This window comes from Burkholderia sp. Ac-20379, assembly GCF_017104645.1.
GTDB lineage: Bacteria > Pseudomonadota > Gammaproteobacteria > Burkholderiales > Burkholderiaceae > Burkholderia.
On sequence record NZ_JAAGPF010000172.1, the window covers coordinates 1 to 15,555 of the forward strand.

The 15,555-nt window shown below is 68.8% G+C and carries 14 protein-coding genes; 8 read left to right on the plus strand and 6 right to left on the minus strand.

Features of this window, described 5'->3' with window-relative positions; all coding sequences use genetic code 11:
• A partial coding sequence (locus G3N92_RS20725; protein WP_206129452.1) for a hypothetical protein occupies positions 1-481 on the plus strand: 481 nt, incomplete at its 5' end.
• A gap of 225 nt (positions 482-706) precedes the next feature.
• A complete protein-coding gene (locus G3N92_RS20730; protein ID WP_206129453.1) occupies positions 707-1,885 on the plus strand; it encodes a cystathionine beta-lyase in 1,179 nt (392 codons plus the stop codon).
• A gap of 88 nt (positions 1,886-1,973) precedes the next feature.
• Here the strand turns inward: G3N92_RS20730 and serB are convergent, their stop codons facing one another.
• A complete protein-coding gene (gene serB, locus G3N92_RS20735) occupies positions 1,974-2,819 on the minus strand; it encodes a phosphoserine phosphatase SerB (RefSeq protein ID WP_206129454.1) in 846 nt (281 codons plus the stop codon).
• A 120-nt stretch (positions 2,820-2,939) separates the two neighbouring features.
• Positions 2,940-3,908, minus strand: a complete 969-nt coding sequence (locus G3N92_RS20740) for a LysR family transcriptional regulator (protein WP_206129455.1) — start codon at positions 3,906-3,908, stop codon at positions 2,940-2,942.
• A 117-nt stretch (positions 3,909-4,025) separates the two neighbouring features.
• On the opposite strand from G3N92_RS20740, the gene G3N92_RS20745 reads away from it, so the two are divergent.
• Both G3N92_RS20745 and G3N92_RS20750 read left to right on the plus strand, forming a co-directional pair.
• The gene (locus G3N92_RS20745; protein WP_206129456.1) at positions 4,026-5,042 is read left to right on the plus strand and encodes a zinc-binding alcohol dehydrogenase family protein; all 1,017 of its coding nucleotides are present in this window, start codon (positions 4,026-4,028) and stop codon (positions 5,040-5,042) included.
• Between the two features lie 215 nt (positions 5,043-5,257).
• Positions 5,258-5,803 (plus strand): DUF6013 family protein, encoded by a 546-nt coding sequence (locus G3N92_RS20750; RefSeq protein ID WP_206129457.1) that lies wholly within the window; start codon positions 5,258-5,260, stop codon positions 5,801-5,803.
• Between the two features lie 52 nt (positions 5,804-5,855).
• Here the strand turns inward: G3N92_RS20750 and fetB are convergent, their stop codons facing one another.
• Together fetB and G3N92_RS20760 are read right to left on the minus strand one after the other, a co-directional pair.
• On the minus strand, positions 5,856-6,674 hold the full coding sequence (gene fetB / locus G3N92_RS20755) for an iron export ABC transporter permease subunit FetB (protein WP_206129458.1): 819 nt from the start codon (positions 6,672-6,674) through the stop codon (positions 5,856-5,858).
• The gene (locus G3N92_RS20760) at positions 6,671-7,399 is read right to left on the minus strand and encodes an ATP-binding cassette domain-containing protein (RefSeq protein ID WP_206129459.1); all 729 of its coding nucleotides are present in this window, start codon (positions 7,397-7,399) and stop codon (positions 6,671-6,673) included. Before G3N92_RS20760 ends, fetB begins: the two co-directional genes overlap by 4 nt.
• Positions 7,400-7,530: 131 nt before the next feature.
• On the opposite strand from G3N92_RS20760, the gene G3N92_RS20765 reads away from it, so the two are divergent.
• The 4 genes from G3N92_RS20765 (at position 7,531) to G3N92_RS20780 (ending at position 13,715) form a co-directional block, all read left to right on the plus strand.
• The gene (locus tag G3N92_RS20765; RefSeq protein WP_206129460.1) at positions 7,531-9,837 is read left to right on the plus strand and encodes an AsmA family protein; all 2,307 of its coding nucleotides are present in this window, start codon (positions 7,531-7,533) and stop codon (positions 9,835-9,837) included.
• A gap of 171 nt (positions 9,838-10,008) precedes the next feature.
• Positions 10,009-11,601 carry an ABC-F family ATPase gene (locus G3N92_RS20770; protein WP_206129461.1) on the plus strand — a complete coding sequence of 531 codons (1,593 nt, stop codon included), beginning with the start codon at positions 10,009-10,011 and terminating at the stop codon, positions 11,599-11,601.
• Between the two features lie 216 nt (positions 11,602-11,817).
• A complete protein-coding gene (locus G3N92_RS20775) occupies positions 11,818-13,008 on the plus strand; it encodes a nitronate monooxygenase family protein (protein WP_206129462.1) in 1,191 nt (396 codons plus the stop codon).
• Positions 13,009-13,073: 65 nt separating this feature from the next.
• Complete coding sequence (locus G3N92_RS20780; RefSeq protein WP_206129463.1) at positions 13,074-13,715, plus strand: OmpW family outer membrane protein; 642 nt, start codon at positions 13,074-13,076, stop codon at positions 13,713-13,715.
• A 122-nt stretch (positions 13,716-13,837) separates the two neighbouring features.
• On the opposite strand, the gene G3N92_RS20785 is transcribed toward G3N92_RS20780, so the two are convergent.
• A complete protein-coding gene (locus G3N92_RS20785; RefSeq protein WP_206129464.1) occupies positions 13,838-14,041 on the minus strand; it encodes a DUF1289 domain-containing protein in 204 nt (67 codons plus the stop codon).
• Positions 14,042-14,087: 46 nt separating this feature from the next.
• Positions 14,088-15,461, minus strand: coding sequence for a phospholipase A (locus tag G3N92_RS20790; protein WP_206129465.1), 1,374 nt, complete (start codon positions 15,459-15,461; stop codon positions 14,088-14,090).
• Between the last annotated feature and the right edge of the window lie 94 nt (positions 15,462-15,555).

Consider the following 15,555-nt stretch of genomic DNA (forward strand, 5'->3'; position numbering starts at 1 on the left):
TGCCGCGGCGGCAGCCGCCGCGCCGCCCGAACGCGACGACACCGCACCGGCCAAGCCGCTGAAGCCGAACCCGGCGCTCGAAAAGCTGCCCGGCTACGAAGGCACGCTCGGCGGCCGCGCGATCGTCGTGCATCTCGGCCCGAAAACCAACGAATCGGGCGTGCACGGCGAATACCGCTACGTCGATACCGGCCAGGTGATCCTGCTCGCGGGCGACCGCGACGGCGACACGCTCGAAATCGAGGAATCGAACGACGGCACCAACATCACGGGGGTCTGGATGGGGCACTTCGATGCGTCGGGCGCGCTGTCGGCCGATCGCATGAACGCCGACGAATCGGATCCGCAGCCGGTCGTGCTGCACCCGTCGGCACCGGCCAAGGCAAACCGCGGCGCGGCAGCACCCGCCGCGCCGGCGTCGGCGGCGCGCGCGCCGGGGCATCCGGTCGGCGGGGTCGGCAATCTCTCGACCGGCGACTGATTCGCATCCGCCACGCCTTCTTGCCGGGCATCAGACATCGGGCCTCGCCGCGCAACGTACCGCGCCGCGAGGCCCGATGCGTTTGAGCGCTGGCGCGCCAACCGGCCGTCCGCGCACCGGCACGGCACGCCCGCCGCCGACTGTACCGGGCCAAGCCGCGCGAATCGGGCTACCCTGTGCGCACCGTTTTTCACCACGCGGCCCATGCGGCCCATCGATTCCGACATGACCGATACCCCTCAGCAACGCGCGCTCCAGACCCGCATCGTCCAGCCCGAAGGCGAACTGCCGGCCGGCTGGGCGTCGTTCGTCACGCCGGTGGCGCGCGCCTCGACCGTCGTGTTCCCCGATCTCGCCACGATGCGCTCGCTCGACTGGCGCGACGACGACCGCTGGCGCTACGGCCTGCACGCCACGCCCACCTCGCTCGAACTGGCGCGCCAGCTCGCCGTGATCGAAGGCGGCGCGCACGCGCTGCTGCAGCCGTCCGGGCTCGCGGCCATCACCAACGTCTACTTCGGCCTCGTGAAGGCCGGCGACGACGTGCTGATCCCGCACAACATCTACAACCCGAACGCCGACCTCGGCAAATGGCTCGCGCGCGATTTCGGCATCGGCGTGCGCTTCTACGATCCGCTGATCGGTGCGGGCATCGCCGAGCTGATCCGCCCCGAAACCAAGCTGTTGTGGCTCGAGGCGCCGGGCTCGGTGACGATGGAAGTGCCCGACGTGCGCGCGATCACGGCGGTCGCGCGCGAGCGCGGCGTGATCACCGCGATCGACAACACCTATTCGGCAGGCCTCGCGTTCAAGCCGTTCGAGCATGGCGTCGATGTCTCGGTGCAGGCGCTGACGAAATATCAGTCGGGCGGCAGCGACGTGCTGATGGGCGCCACCATCACGGCCGATCGCGCGCTGCACGAGCGCATCAAGCTCGCACGCATGCATCTCGGCATCGGTGTGTCGGCCGACGATTGCTCGCTCGTGCTGCGCAACCTGCCGAACATGAAGGTGCGTTTCGAGGCGCACAGCCGCACCGCGCTGTCGCTCGCGAAGTGGCTCAAGACACGCCCGGAAATCGCCACCGTGCTGCATCCGGAGTTGCCCGATTGCCCCGGCCACGAAGCGTTCGTGCGCGATTTCACGGGCGCGGGCGGCCTGTTCTCGGTGGTGTTCGATGCACGCTACAGCGCGGCGCAGGTCGACCGTTTCGTCGAGGCGCTCGAGCTGTACGCGATCGGCTGGAGCTGGGGCGGCGCGCACAGCCTGGCGATGCCGTACGACATCGCGGCGATGCGCCCGAGCTGGACGCAGGGCACGCTGGTGCGCTTCTATATCGGCCTGGAGGACGAAGCCGATCTGCGCGCCGACATCGAACGCGCGCTCGCGGCGGCGCTCGGCTGAACGCAGCCGCACGCGCGGCCGCCCAAAACGAAACAGCGCATCGGCCAGGCAGGCCGATGCGCTGTTTTCATGGGCGCCGCCGGTGCGTTCAGAACAGGCGCAGCAGCCCGTCCAGCCCGACGTGATCGAACGCGACGCTGGCCGCTTCGCGCACCACCGGCTTGGCGCGGAACGCCACCGACAGGCCGGCCGTGGCCATCATCTTCAGATCGTTGGAGCCGTCGCCCATCGCGATCGCGCGCGACGGCTCGATGCCGAGCGCCGCGCAGGTTTCGCGCACCGTGCGCGCCTTGACCTCGGCGTCGACGATCTCGCCGACCACCTTGCCGGTCAGCTTGCCGCCGACGATCTCGAGCGTGTTCGCGTAGGTGAAATCGAGGCCGAGGCGCGCCTTGAGCCGCTCGGTGAAGAACGTGAAGCCGCCCGACACGAGCAGCGTCTTCAGGCCCGCGGCCTTCGCGCCGGCCAGCATCGTCTCGGCGCCCGGTGACAGTTGCAGGCGCTCCTCGTACACGCGCTCCAGCGCGCTCGCGTCGAGCCCGGCCAGCAGCGCGACGCGGCGCGTCAGGCTCTCGTTGAAATCCTTGATCTCGCCGCGCATCGACGCTTCGGTGATCGCCGCGACCTGTTCCTTGAGGCCGCAGAACGCGGCGATCTCGTCGATGCACTCGATCGTGATCAGCGTCGAATCCATGTCCATCGCCAGCAGGCCGAAATCGGCGAGCTTGCGGCCGGCGTCGACGAACGCGTAATCGAGGCCGTGGGTGCCGCAGTACACCGAAATATCGGGCTGCTGGGCCGGCTGGGCGTCGTCGAAACGGATCGCGTGATCGTCGATCGTCACGAGGCGGCTGCCGCGCGACAGCGCGAACAGCGGTTTGTGATGGGCGGGGGACAGCGGCGCGGGGCTTTGAATGACGAGATTCGTGGTCATGACGTGTCGCGTGAGACGAAAGCGGCGCGGCCAGGCGCGCCGGAAGAGGCCGTATTGTAGCCGTTCGGCGCGGCGGCCCGGCCGGTTTCGGGGCGGATTCGGGGGCGGCTTCGGCGGGCGTCAGCCGCGCGCGCCGGGCGGATCGCGATCCCAGTACGGCGGATCGCCGAAGTGATCGGCGAGGAAATCGATGAACGCGCGCAGCTTGAGCGGCACGAACGCGCGGCTCGGATAGACGGCCCAGATCGCCGACGGTTCGGCCAGCGGGTAATCGGCGAGCACCGGCACGAGCGAGCCGTCGCGCAGGTTCGGGCCGACGTCCCAGGTCGATTTGACGGCGATGCCGAAACCGTCCACCAGCGCCTCGCGGATCGCCTCGCCGTTGCTGGCCACCAGCCGGCCGTTCACGCGCACCGTCAGCGGCCCGGCCGGCGTCTCGAAGGCCCAGTCGCGCTGCTCGCCGAGCACCACGCATTCGTGATGCGCCAGCTCGGCCGGATGGCGCGGCGCGCCGTGCGCGGCCAGATAGGCCGGCGAGGCGCACACCACGCGCCGGTTGACGGCCAGCCGCCGCGCCACCAGCGTGGAATCGCGCAGCGCGCCGACCCGGATCGCGACGTCGATGCCCTCGTCGACCAGGTCGATCACCTCGTCGGACAGCCGCAGATCGAGCGACACCTGCGGATAGCGCCGCAGGAACGCGGGGATCACGGGCGCGACGTGCTGCCGGCCGAACGACGACGACATCGACACGCGCAGCCGCCCGTGCGGCTCGGTGCGGGCGCGGCCGACCGCCTCGCGCGCGGCATCGGCGGCGTCGAGCAGCGCCTGGGCGCGTTCGAGGAACAGCTCGCCGTCCTGGGTGGGCGTGACGCGGCGCGTCGTGCGGTGCAGCAGCCGCGCGCCGAGCTGGCGTTCGAGCTGGGCGAGCCGGGCGCTGGCGACGGTCGGCGACACCCCGAACTCGCGGCCCGCCGCCGACACGTTGGCCAGCAGCGCCGCGCGCACGAACAGCGCCACGTCGAGCAGGTCGAGCGGCTTGTCGGAGGGAGGATCGGCCGCGGGTGCGGCGTTCGATGCGTCGCTCATTATCAGGAAAACCAAAAAAATGTTTCCGGCATTATGTCGGTTTTTCGGGTGGATCGGGGCGCGTAGGATGGCGCCATCGATGCACGACGCTGCATCCGACCCAACCCGGAGAACCGCATGAAAGCCATTGGCCTGACCCGTTACCTGCCGATCGACGATCCGCAATCGCTCGTCGACGTCGAACTGCCCAAGCCCGAAGCCACCGGCCGCGACCTGCTCGTGAAGGTCGAGGCGATCTCGGTGAACCCGGTCGACACCAAGGTGCGCGCGCCGAAGGACAAGGTCGAGACGGCCCCGCGTGTGCTCGGCTGGGATGCGGCCGGCACGGTGGCCGCGGTCGGCCCGGACGTGACGCTGTTTCGGGTCGGCGACCCGGTGTATTACGCCGGCAGCATCACGCGCGCCGGCGCGAACAGCGAATTCCATCTGGTCGACGAGCGGATCGCCGCGCTGAAGCCGGCCACGCTCGGTTTCGCCGAGGCCGCCGCGCTGCCGCTGACGGCGATCACGGCGTGGGAAGCGCTGTTCGACCGGCTCAAGGTGTCGCCGCAGGGCCGCGACGCCGGCAAATCGGTGCTGGTGATCGGCGGCGCGGGCGGCGTCGGCTCGATCGGCATCCAGTTGGCGAAGCAACTGGCGCAGTTGAAGGTGATCGCCACCGCGTCGCGCCCGGAATCGGCGCAATGGGTGCGCGAGCTGGGCGCCGACCACGTGGTGGACCACTTCGGCGACCTGCCGGCGCAGCTTCGCGCGGCCGGCTTCGAATCGGTCGATTACGTGCTGATCTTCAACGATACCGACCGCCATTTCCCGGCCGCCGCCGAGATCGTCAAGCCGCAGGGCGCGATCTGCACGATCGTCGAGAACGCGCAGCCGCTGCCGGTCGAACTGCTGAAGGCCAAGAGCGGGGCGTTCCACTGGGAGTTCATGTTCACGCGGGCGATGTTCGGCACGCCGGACATGATCGAGCAGCACAAGCTGCTGACCGAGGTGGCGCGGCTCGTCGATGCGGGCACGCTGCGCGGCACGGTTGGCCAGCAGCTCGGCACGATCAACGCGGCGAACCTGCGCGAGGCGCACCGCCTGCTCGAAGCCGGGCGCGCGATCGGCAAGCTGGTGCTGAGCGGGTTCTGACGGACGGGTTGCGATGAACGACGGCGGCCGCCCCGGTAACACGTGGCGGCCGCCGTCGTTGGCGGGCCGCGATCGAACCCGGATGCTGCGCTGCCGCACCGGCAAACCCGCGAAACGCGTGGCTTGCGACTAGACTGGATTACCGCGTGCATCGTGTCGTGCCATCGCCATCGCAACCAGGCGCCGCCCCGGCGTCGAGACCTCAGGAGGACAGCATGAGCCTGCGCAATCCGTCCGTCGCCGTCTGCTTCGCCGCGCTCGCGGCAGTCGCCAGCACCGCCGCGCACGCGGCGCCGCCCGTCGAGGGCAGCAACGGCGGCGGCACCGACGGCCAGCTCCAATACACGGTCAAGGTCGATTCGAAGCGCTTCGGCGCGTCGCAGGAAACGCGCAAGATCCGCTCGGGCGAGACTGACGATTTCAACTGGAAATCGGTGCCGCCGAGCGGCGCGGTGGCGATGCCGGACGGTTGCCCCGACAGCGATTCGGCGCCGCGCGACGCCAACGGCGCGATGGTGCGGCAGACCCAGGTGCGGCTCGCGCCGTCGGTCGATGCGAAGGGCATGGCCACCGTGCAGATCAGCTTCCAGGCCAGCGCGCCCGACGGCAGCGCGCCCGTGGCGGCCGGCGGCAAGACGCTGCAGTGCCCGAAGGCGGTCACCGTCAGCGAGGTCAGGCGCGTGTCGATCTCGACCAAGGGCGGCGCGAAGACCGTCGCGCTGCGCGACGGCACGCACGTGACGGTGTCGATTCAGCCGTAGCCGTGACGCTGCCGCGCGCCGATGCATGCGCGTTGGCGCACGTCGGCGAACGTCAACGCGCGCGTTTGCGCGGCTTGCGCTCGACGAGCCGGTGCGCGAGAAAGCGGTGATCGGCCGAGAACAGCCGGCGGTACGTCATCAGCACCGCGCCGACGGTGCCGAGCGCCGACGCGGCCGCGATCAGGAACATGATCACGATCTGATAGCGCACCGCCTGCAGCGGCGGCTGGCCGGCCAGCACCTGGCCGGTCATCATGCCGGGCAGGCTGACGATGCCGACCACGGCCATCTGGTTCAGCGTCGGCATCATGCCGGCGCGCACCGCTTGCCGGGCCGCTTCCTGCGCGGCTTCCCAGCGCGTCGCGCCGAGCGCGAGCGCGGTTTCGATGCGGTCGCGGCGCGCGGTCAGTTCGCCCGTCATGCGCTCGACGCCGAGGCCCACGCCGGTCAGCGCGTTGCCGAGCATCATGCCGAGGATCGGAATCGCGTATTGCGGCTCGTACCACGGATGGATGCGGATCACCACGAACAGCCCGATCGCGCCCACCGCCCAGGTGCCGGCCCAGATCGACACGATGCTGTCGATGCGCTGGCCCGCGTAGGTGCGCTCGCCGCGCCCCGCGCCCGCGAAGCCGGCCACCAGCGTCATCAGCATCATCAGCGGCAGCACCACGTACCAGCGCGGGTTGCCGAACACCCAGCCCAGCACGTAGCCGATCGCCAGCAACTGCACCACGGTGCGCACGGCCGCCAGCGCAAGCTGGCGCCCGAGGCCGAGCGACAGCGCGAACGACAGCACGCCGTTGATCGCCACCAGCGCGGCGGCGATCGCCACGTCGCCGAGGCTCAGATCCTGCAGCACGGGGCTCATCGCGCGGCTCCGGAAGCGGGCCGATCGGTCGCGTGCGACACGGGCTCGCTCTCGCCGAGCACGCCCGCGCGCATCGTCACGTGGCGCGTGCCGACGCGCGCGGCCTGCGCCGGATCGTGCGAGATCCACAAATACGCGCGCGCCTCGGGCGCGGCCTCGAACCACGCCTGCACCAGCGATTCGATCGCGTGCGCCGATTCGGGATCGAGCGCCGAGGTCGGTTCGTCGAGCAGCAGCACGTCGGGATCGAGTTGCAGCACGCGCAGCAGCGCGGCGATCTGCGCCTCGCCGCCGGACAGTTCGCTGGCGGCCTTGTCGAGGAAATCGTCGGCGCGGCCCGCGCGGCGCGCCAGATCGACGGCGCGCGCGCGGTCGAAGCGCAGGTCGCGGTAGACGGCCAGCGAGTACGGATAGCGCAGGATGTCCTCGACCGCGCCGGCGTCGGTCGCGGCCGGCCGCTGGCGCAGATAGGCGACGCTGCGGCGGTACTGCGTGATCGATGCGCGCGCAACCGGTGCGCCGCGCCAGCGCACTTCGCCGCCGTCGAGCGGATCGAGCAGCGCGAGCGCGCGCAGGAACACGCTCTTGCCCGAACCGGACGGGCCGGTGACAGCAATGCGCATACCCGGTTCGACGAGAAAATCGGTCGGCGCGACCAGATCCCGCTTGGCGACTGGGTCGCGACGGGTCAGGCCGCGGGCTTCGATCAGGCCGGCAGATGTCATAGATGCAAGAAATGGTAAATGGGGCTGGGGTGCCCGCGCGCGATGCCATAATACCGAAACCTGCGTTTAAGTCGTCCCGTCAAGGCTGTGCGGTCGGCGGTTTATCTCGATAAGAAAAACTGGAGCCCGGCATGACGCTCACCCGAGTCATCGGCAAATCGGCGGCCTGGATCGTCGGCATCCTGGTGGTGCTGATCGCCGCGCTCGTCGTCTTCATTCTCACGTTCGACTGGAATCGCGCGCGGCCGTACATCAACGAGCGCGTGAGCACCGAGATCGGGCGGCCGTTCGCGATTCAGGGCGACCTGAAAGTGGGCTGGCGCCGCCCCGACGGCGAAACCGGCTGGCGGGCCTGGGTGCCCTGGCCGAGCTTCACGGCCAACACCATCGTGATCGGCAACCCGGACTGGACCCAGTCACCGCATTTCGCCACGCTCGACGCCGCGCATTTCGATCTCGCCGTGCTGCCGCTGCTCGCGCATCGCGTGGTGATTCCGTCGATCGATCTCGTCAATCCCGCCATCGACATCGAGCGGCTCGCCGACGGCCGCAACAACTGGACGTTCTCGATCAAGCAATCGGGCCAGCCGTCCACCTGGAAGGTGGAACTGCACAACTTCGGGTTCGCGAAGGGCAACGTGACGTATCGCGACGCGATCACCAAGGCCGATCTGAACGTGGCGATCGACACGCTCGGCCAGCCGATTCCGCTCGGCGACGTGCTCAAGCAGCAGGAAGCGACCTCGCGTGCCGCGTCGGCGCAGCGCGTCGGCAAGGCAGGCGCCGCGCAACTGACGAAGAAGATCGAGGCGGCGTCGGCGGCGCAAGCCGCTTCGGCTGCCTCGGCGGCGTCCGCCGCGCAGGCCGGCTCGGCCGCGTTGGCGGCGTCCGGCGCGTCGAGCGCTTCCGGCGCGGCCAACGCCGTCGCCGCCTCGTCTTCGTCTTCATCCTCGGCCTCGGCCGCCAGCGGCGCCGCCGCCGCGCATCCGCCCGCGCCGACCTACGCGTTCGGTCTCGTCGTCAAGGGCCGCTACAAGAGCGTGCCGATCAGCGGCACCGGCAAGATCGGCGGCGTGCTCGCGCTGCGCGACGCGACCCAGCCGTTCCCGCTGCAGGCCGACGTGAAGGCCGGCGACACGCGGCTCGCGATCGTCGGCACGCTGACCGACCCGATGCAACTGGCCGCCATCGACCTGCGGCTGTGGCTGCAGGGCGCGAGCATGTCGCATCTGTATGCGCTGACCGGCGTGACGCTGCCGGCCACGCCGCCTTATGCCACCGAAGGCCGCTTGATCGGCCAGTTCCGCCAGGGTGCGAGCACGTTCCGCTACGAGAATTTCGACGGCCGCGTCGGCGGCAGCGATCTGCACGGCACGATGACGTTCGCGCAGCGCTCGCCGCGCCCGATGCTGTCGGGCGAGCTGGTGTCGAACCTGTTGCGCTTCTCGGATCTCGCGCCGATCGTCGGCGCCGACAACGCGTCGAGCAAGCGCGCGCGCGGCGACGCCACGAAGCAGCCGGCCGGCCGCGTGCTGCCCGTCGAGGAATTCCATACCGACCGCTGGAAGGCGCTCGACGCCGACGTGAAGTTCACCGGCCGGCGCATCGTCAAGGATCAGAGCCTGCCGATCAGTGACCTCTACACGCATATCGTGATGAAGGACGGCGTGCTCGCGCTGACGCCGCTGCGCTTCGGCGTGGCCGGCGGCACGCTGTCGACCGAGGCGCATCTCGACGGCAGCGGGGCGCCGCTGAAGGGGCGCTTCACCGTGTCGGCGCGTCACCTGAAGCTCAAGCAACTGTTCCCGACGGCCAAGGTGATGCAGTCCGCGCTCGGCGAAATCAACGGCGACGCCAACCTCGCCGCGCGCGGCAATTCGCCCGCGGCGCTGGCGGCCACGTCGACCGGCGAGGTCAAGGCGCTGGTCACCGACGGCGCGATCAGCCGCCTGCTGATGGAGGCGGCCGGGCTGAACGTGGCGAACGTCGTCTACGAAAAACTGTTCGGCAATCGCGACGTGAAGATCAACTGCGCGGCCGTAGACTTCGTGGCCACCGACGGCATCCTGAACTCGAAGCTGTTCGCGCTCGACACCGACGACGCGGTGATCCGCGTCAACGGCGACGTGAACCTGCGCGACGAAAGCATGGATCTGCAGATCCATCCGCAGACCAAGGGCTTCCGCGTGTTCTCGCTGCGCTCGCCGCTCTACGTGAAGGGCACGTTCAAGAAGCCGGACGTGGGCGTCAACGTCGGCGCGCTGGCGCTGCGCGCGGGCGCGGCCGTCGGGCTCGGCCTGATCAACCCGTTCGCGGCGCTGATCCCGCTGATCGCACCGAGCCACAACCGCGACGTGCCGTGTTCGGAACTGTTCTCGCAGCTGAATGCGCCGGCCGCCAAGAAGGCCGCGGCGGCCGCGACGTCCAGAAAGAAGTAGGCGAACGGCGCGGGCGGGGCATGCCGGCCCCGCCCGCCGCCCGGCCGCGCTGCTTGCGGGGCCGGATCGCACGGCGAACATGGGCGGCGCTCGGGCGCTGCGCCCCAGCGGTTCACCGAGACCTGCTAAAATGTCGGGTTTACGTCGATCCAACACCTTACGGGCCACGCTGTGCTTTCTACCGCCAACATCACGATGCAATTCGGGCCGAAGCCCCTGTTCGAGAACATCTCGGTCAAGTTCGGGGAGGGCAACCGCTACGGCCTCATCGGCGCGAACGGCTGCGGCAAATCGACCTTCATGAAGATTCTCGGCGGCGATCTCGAATCGAGCGGCGGCAACGTCGCGCTCGAGCCGAACGTCCGCCTGGGCAAGCTGCGCCAGGATCAGTTCGCGTACGAAGCCGTGCGCGTGCTCGACGTGGTGATGCAGGGCCACACCGAAATGTGGGCGGCCATGACCGAGCGCGATGCGATCTACGCGAACCCGGAAGCCACCGACGACGACTACATGCACGCGGCCGAACTCGAAGCCAAGTTCGCCGAATTCGGCGGCTACGACGCCGAGGCGCGCGCCGGCTCGCTGCTGCTCGGCATCGGCATCGAGGAACACCTGCACAACGGCCTGATGAGCGAAGTCGCGCCGGGCTGGAAGCTGCGCGTGCTGCTCGCGCAGGCGCTGTTCTCGAAGCCGGACGTCCTGCTGCTCGACGAACCGACCAACAACCTGGACATCAACTCGATCCGTTGGCTGGAAGACACGCTCAACCAGTACAACTCGACGATGATCATCATCTCGCACGATCGCCACTTCCTGAATTCGGTCTGCACGCACATGGCCGACATGGATTTCGGCACGCTGAAGGTGTGGCCGGGCAACTACGACGACTACATGCTCGCGTCGGCGCAGGCGCGCGAACGCCAGGCCAATGCGAACGCACGCGCCAAGGAGCGCGTGGCCGAACTGCAGGATTTCGTGCGCCGCTTCTCGGCGAACAAGTCGAAGGCGCGTCAGGCCACCAGCCGCGCCAAGCAGATCGACAAGATCAAGATCGAGGAATTCAAGCCGTCGTCGCGCCAGAACCCGTTCATCCGCTTCGAGTTCGAGAAGAAGCTGCACAACGTGGCGGTCGTGGCCGAGGACATCACGAAGAAGTACGACCGCACGATCTTCAACAGCTTCAACCTGTCGGTGCAGCCGGGCGAGCGGATCGCGATCATCGGCGAGAACGGCGCGGGCAAGACCACGCTGCTGCGCGCGCTGCGCGGCCTGCTGGAGCTCGATCACGGCACCGTGAAGTGGGCCGAGAACGCCAACATCGGCTACATGCCGCAGGACACGTACGAGGAATTCCCGAACGACGTGACGCTGATGGACTGGATCGACGATTACCGCAAGGAAGGCGACGACGAGACGGCCGTGCGCGGCACGCTCGGCCGCCTGCTGTTCTCGGCGGACGACATCAAGAAGTCGGTCAAGGTGCTGTCGGGCGGCGAGAAGGGCCGCATGATCTGGGGCAAGCTGATGCTGGGCCGCCACAACGTGCTGCTGATGGACGAGCCGACCAACCACATGGACATGGAATCGATCGAGTCGCTGCAGATCGCGCTCGAACAGTTCGACGGCACGCTGATCTTCGTGTCGCACGACCGTGAATTCGTGAGCGGCCTGGCCAATCGCATCATCGAAGTGCGCACCGATGGCACGCTGAACGACTTCGGCGGCAATTACGAGGACTTCCTGGCGGAGCAGGAAAAGGCGTAAGCCTCCACACCCGCTACGCCGGCCGATGCCGGCAAGCCATACGCGCAGGGCGCGGCGATCCCCGATCGTCGCGCCCTGGTTCTTTTCGGCGTCGCCTTCGCCAAGTCTTCCCGCTTTCCGCCGCCGCCCGCACCGCGCATTTGATGCGCATCAACCCCCACATTCGCCATTCCCCGATCATCGAGCCTTTCCGACGCAGCCCATAAGAGGTTTCCGATGAGTCTCTCCCGTTCCTTCCCGCCGCTGACGATTCGCGGCCGTTCGCTGCTTCCCGTCGTGCAGGGCGGCATGGGTGTCGGCATCTCGGCGCACCGGCTGGCCGGCAGCGTCGCGCGCGAGGGCGCGCTCGGCACGATCGCCAGCATCGACCTGCGCCATCACCATGCCGACCTGCTCGAACGCTGCCGCGCGCAGCCGGGCCGCGAGACGCTCGACGCCGCGAACCTCGAAGCGCTGCGCCGCGAGATCGCCCGCGCGCGAAGCTGGAGCGAGGGGCGCGGCATGATTGCCGTCAACGTCATGAAGGCGGTGCGCACGCATGCCGACTATGTGCGCGTGGCCTGCGAATCGGGCGCCGATGCGATCGTGATGGGCGCGGGGCTGCCGCTCGATCTGCCCGAACTGACCGACGGCCACGACATCGCGCTGATCCCGATCCTGTCCGACGCGCGCGGCATCGCGCTGGTGCTGAAGAAGTGGATGAAGAAGGGCCGCCTGCCCGATGCGATCGTGATCGAGCATCCGGCCCATGCGGGTGGCCATCTCGGCGTGGCGCGCATCGAGGACGCGAGCGACCCGCGCTTCGATTTCGCGCGTGTGCTCGACGAGGCGGGCGAGACGATCAGCGCGCTGGGCCTCGCGCGCGAGGCGATGCCGTTGATCGTCGGCGGCGGCATCAACAGCCACGCGGCGGTGCGCGCGGCGCTGGCGCTGGGCGCGAACGGCGTGCAGGTCGGCACGCCGTTCGCGGTGACGCAGGAGGGCGATGCGCATCCGGCGTTCAAGCAGGTGCTGGCGCAGGCGCGGCCCGAGGACATCGTCGATTTCGTCAGCGTGACGGGGTTGCCGGCGCGGGCGGTGCGCACGCCTTGGCTGACGCGGTATCTGCGGCACGAGGCGCGGATTCGCGCGAAGCTCGGCGCGCTGAAGCAGCGCTGCCCGACGGCGCTCGAATGCCTGTCGGTGTGCGGCCTGCGCGATGGCGTCGAGCGCTTCGGCCACTTCTGCATCGACACGCGGCTCGCGGCGGCGCTGCGCGGCGATGTGGCCAACGGCCTGTTCTTCCGCGGCCGCGAAGCCTTGCCGTTCGGCAGCGCGATCCGCAGCGTGCACGACCTGCTCACGCTGCTGTTGACGGGCGCCGAGCCGCAAGCTGCGACAAACCGTCCTGCGTTTTCTCTGGCTTGATGCGCGTCAAGTCGACGCGGACGTCCCCCTACGACAATCGTTACCGTTCTCAGGGGGTTATTGTCATGAAAGAAAAAATTCGTTGCGTTGTTTCCGCTATCGCCTGCGCGGCCGCTGTCGCCATGGCGCCGTCCGTTTCGCACGCGGCGTCGCCGGGCACGGGCATCAATCAGGGCGACGTGCTGGTGCGCCTGCGCGCGATCGAGATCGCGCCGAACGATCGCGGCAGCGGCACGCTGTCCGACATCCGCGCCGGCGTCAACAACGCCGTGGTGCCCGAGCTCGATTTCACCTACATGATTCGCGATTACCTCGGCGTCGAGCTGATCCTCGGCACGTCGCGGCATCAAGTCAATTCGAATCTCGGCGCGCTCGGCGGCGTGAACGTGCTGCCGCCCACGCTGCTGCTGCAATACCACTTCAATCACGCGGGCAAGGTGCGGCCGTATATCGGCGCGGGCCTGAACTACACGTATTTCTACAACGACGGCCTGCACGTCGGCAATCAGGGCGTGGCCGTGCACAAGAGCAGCTTCGGCCCGGCCCTGCAGTTCGGCGTGGACGTTCAGGTCACCAAGCAGTTCTTCGTCAACGTCGACCTGAAGAAGCTGTGGATGCACACCGACGCCACGCTCGGCGGCCAGTCGATCGGGCGCCTGCATATCGACCCGCTGATCGTCGGGGTTGGCGTCGGCATGAAGTTCTGACGGCGCGGACGCCAGCGGAATTCAAGCGTTGGGGTTGAGCGGCACGGGGGTTCGCGTGCCGCTTTTTTTCGTCCGTCGCCAGAGCGGCGGCGGACGCGAAGGCCGCCGATGCGGCGGCGTGCTCAGAGCTTGTCGTACTGGAAGCGCTTGGCCGTGCCTTCGCGCGTGATGCGCTCCCACACCGCGGCTTTTTCTTCCTCGCTCATGAACACCCAGTTCGCGACTTCGAGCGCGGTGCGGCCGCAGCCCTTGCATACATCGTCGAACAGCGTGGAACAGACGCCGATGCAGGGGCTGTCGGGCTTGTCGTGAAGGTTCGAGCTCATGGCGGTGCGGTGTCGGTTCGGTGCGGCAAAGCGCTATGGTAAAGCATCAGCGTGCGATGCTCACGCCGACGCGCGCGATCCAGTGCTGGCGCTGGTTGTAGTCGAGCAGATCCTCGCCGTAGCCGTTGAAATAGCCGGCCCACAGATAACCGCCCCAGGCATTGCCGAACAGTTTCGCGAGCGGGTACGAGAGCTGCGTGTCGACGCTGCCGTACCAATGATGCGTGCCCTTGCGCAGCGTGGTGGCCAACTGCCAGCCGTCGGGGCTGCCGTACTTGATGGTCAGATCCATGTAGCCGCGATAGTCGGCGATGTCGCGGTTGTCGCTGATGCCGACGTAGTAGTAGAGCATCGGCGACACCTGCCAGTGGTAATCGGAGAGATTCCCGAATTCCCAGGTCGGCTGCACGAACGCGATGTTCAGGCTGCGCGATTCGAGGCCGGCCTTGCCGTTCGATTCGTGGCCGATCCCGGCCGCGAAGCCCATCCGCGTGAACCACGGGCTGTGCAGGCCGGTGTCGGCCACGTAGTAGAACAGCCGCGGCTTGTAGCTCGTGTCGCGGAACGGGCTCGAATCGGCCGACAGATCCCAGATCGAGGTTTGCGTGTAGCCGAAGTAGAGGTTGTCGAGCAGCGCGCGCGAGGCGGGATCGGCGGGCATGTGCAGGCGGTACTTGAAGCTGAACTGCAGCTTCGCGCTGACGTCGCCGTTCACGCCGGCGCCGATGTACATCGGTTCGTAGTACGAGATTCTCGACAGCAGCCCCTGCGCGCCCGTGCTCAACGCGTCGCCGGCCGGCGACGGCGTGCCCGCGGTGGCCGCGACCGTCGACGCGGCGGCGGCCACGCCGGCCGGCGTTGATTGATGCGCCTCGGCCGATTCGGCGCGTGCCACGGCTGCCTGGTTGGCGCCGCGGTTCAGCGAGACCACCGACGCGGACGCGTCGAAGCCCACCGGCGTGAGGGTCACGATGCCGCGCGCGCTGTCGGGCCACGGCGCGGAGAAGCGCACCTTGCGGTACTGGCCGGCGCGCAGTGTGAAATGCGCGGGCACGCCGGCCTCGCGCACCAGCTTGACGGGCACCGGCGGCTGCTCGGCGTTGGTCACGGTCACGTCGATCGAATCGGGCGCGGTGACGGGCAGCGGCGCGCGATCGTCGTCCGAGTAGATCAGCGTCAGCGTGAGCGGCGCGTCGGCGGCCGCTTCGCGCGCCGGTTGCACGAGCGAGACGGTCGCGTGCGCCGTGCCGGCCGCGAACAGCAGCGCGGCCGGCAGCGCCCGCGGCAACAGGCCGTGGAACCGCGTGCCGAAGGTGGCGGGCGTGCGGCCGGACGGAGCGGGCGTCGAGGGCTTGGCGGGAGCGAACGCGGAGGCAGGCGCGGAGACGAAAACGGACGAACGGGCGGATCGAAGGCGCATGAGTACGTTGGATTGGCGAAGCACGAAGGAGGGGCGTGCCGCAACAGGGGCCCTGCGACAAGTCGGCTTATTGTAATTCAGCGGCAAGCTTGAA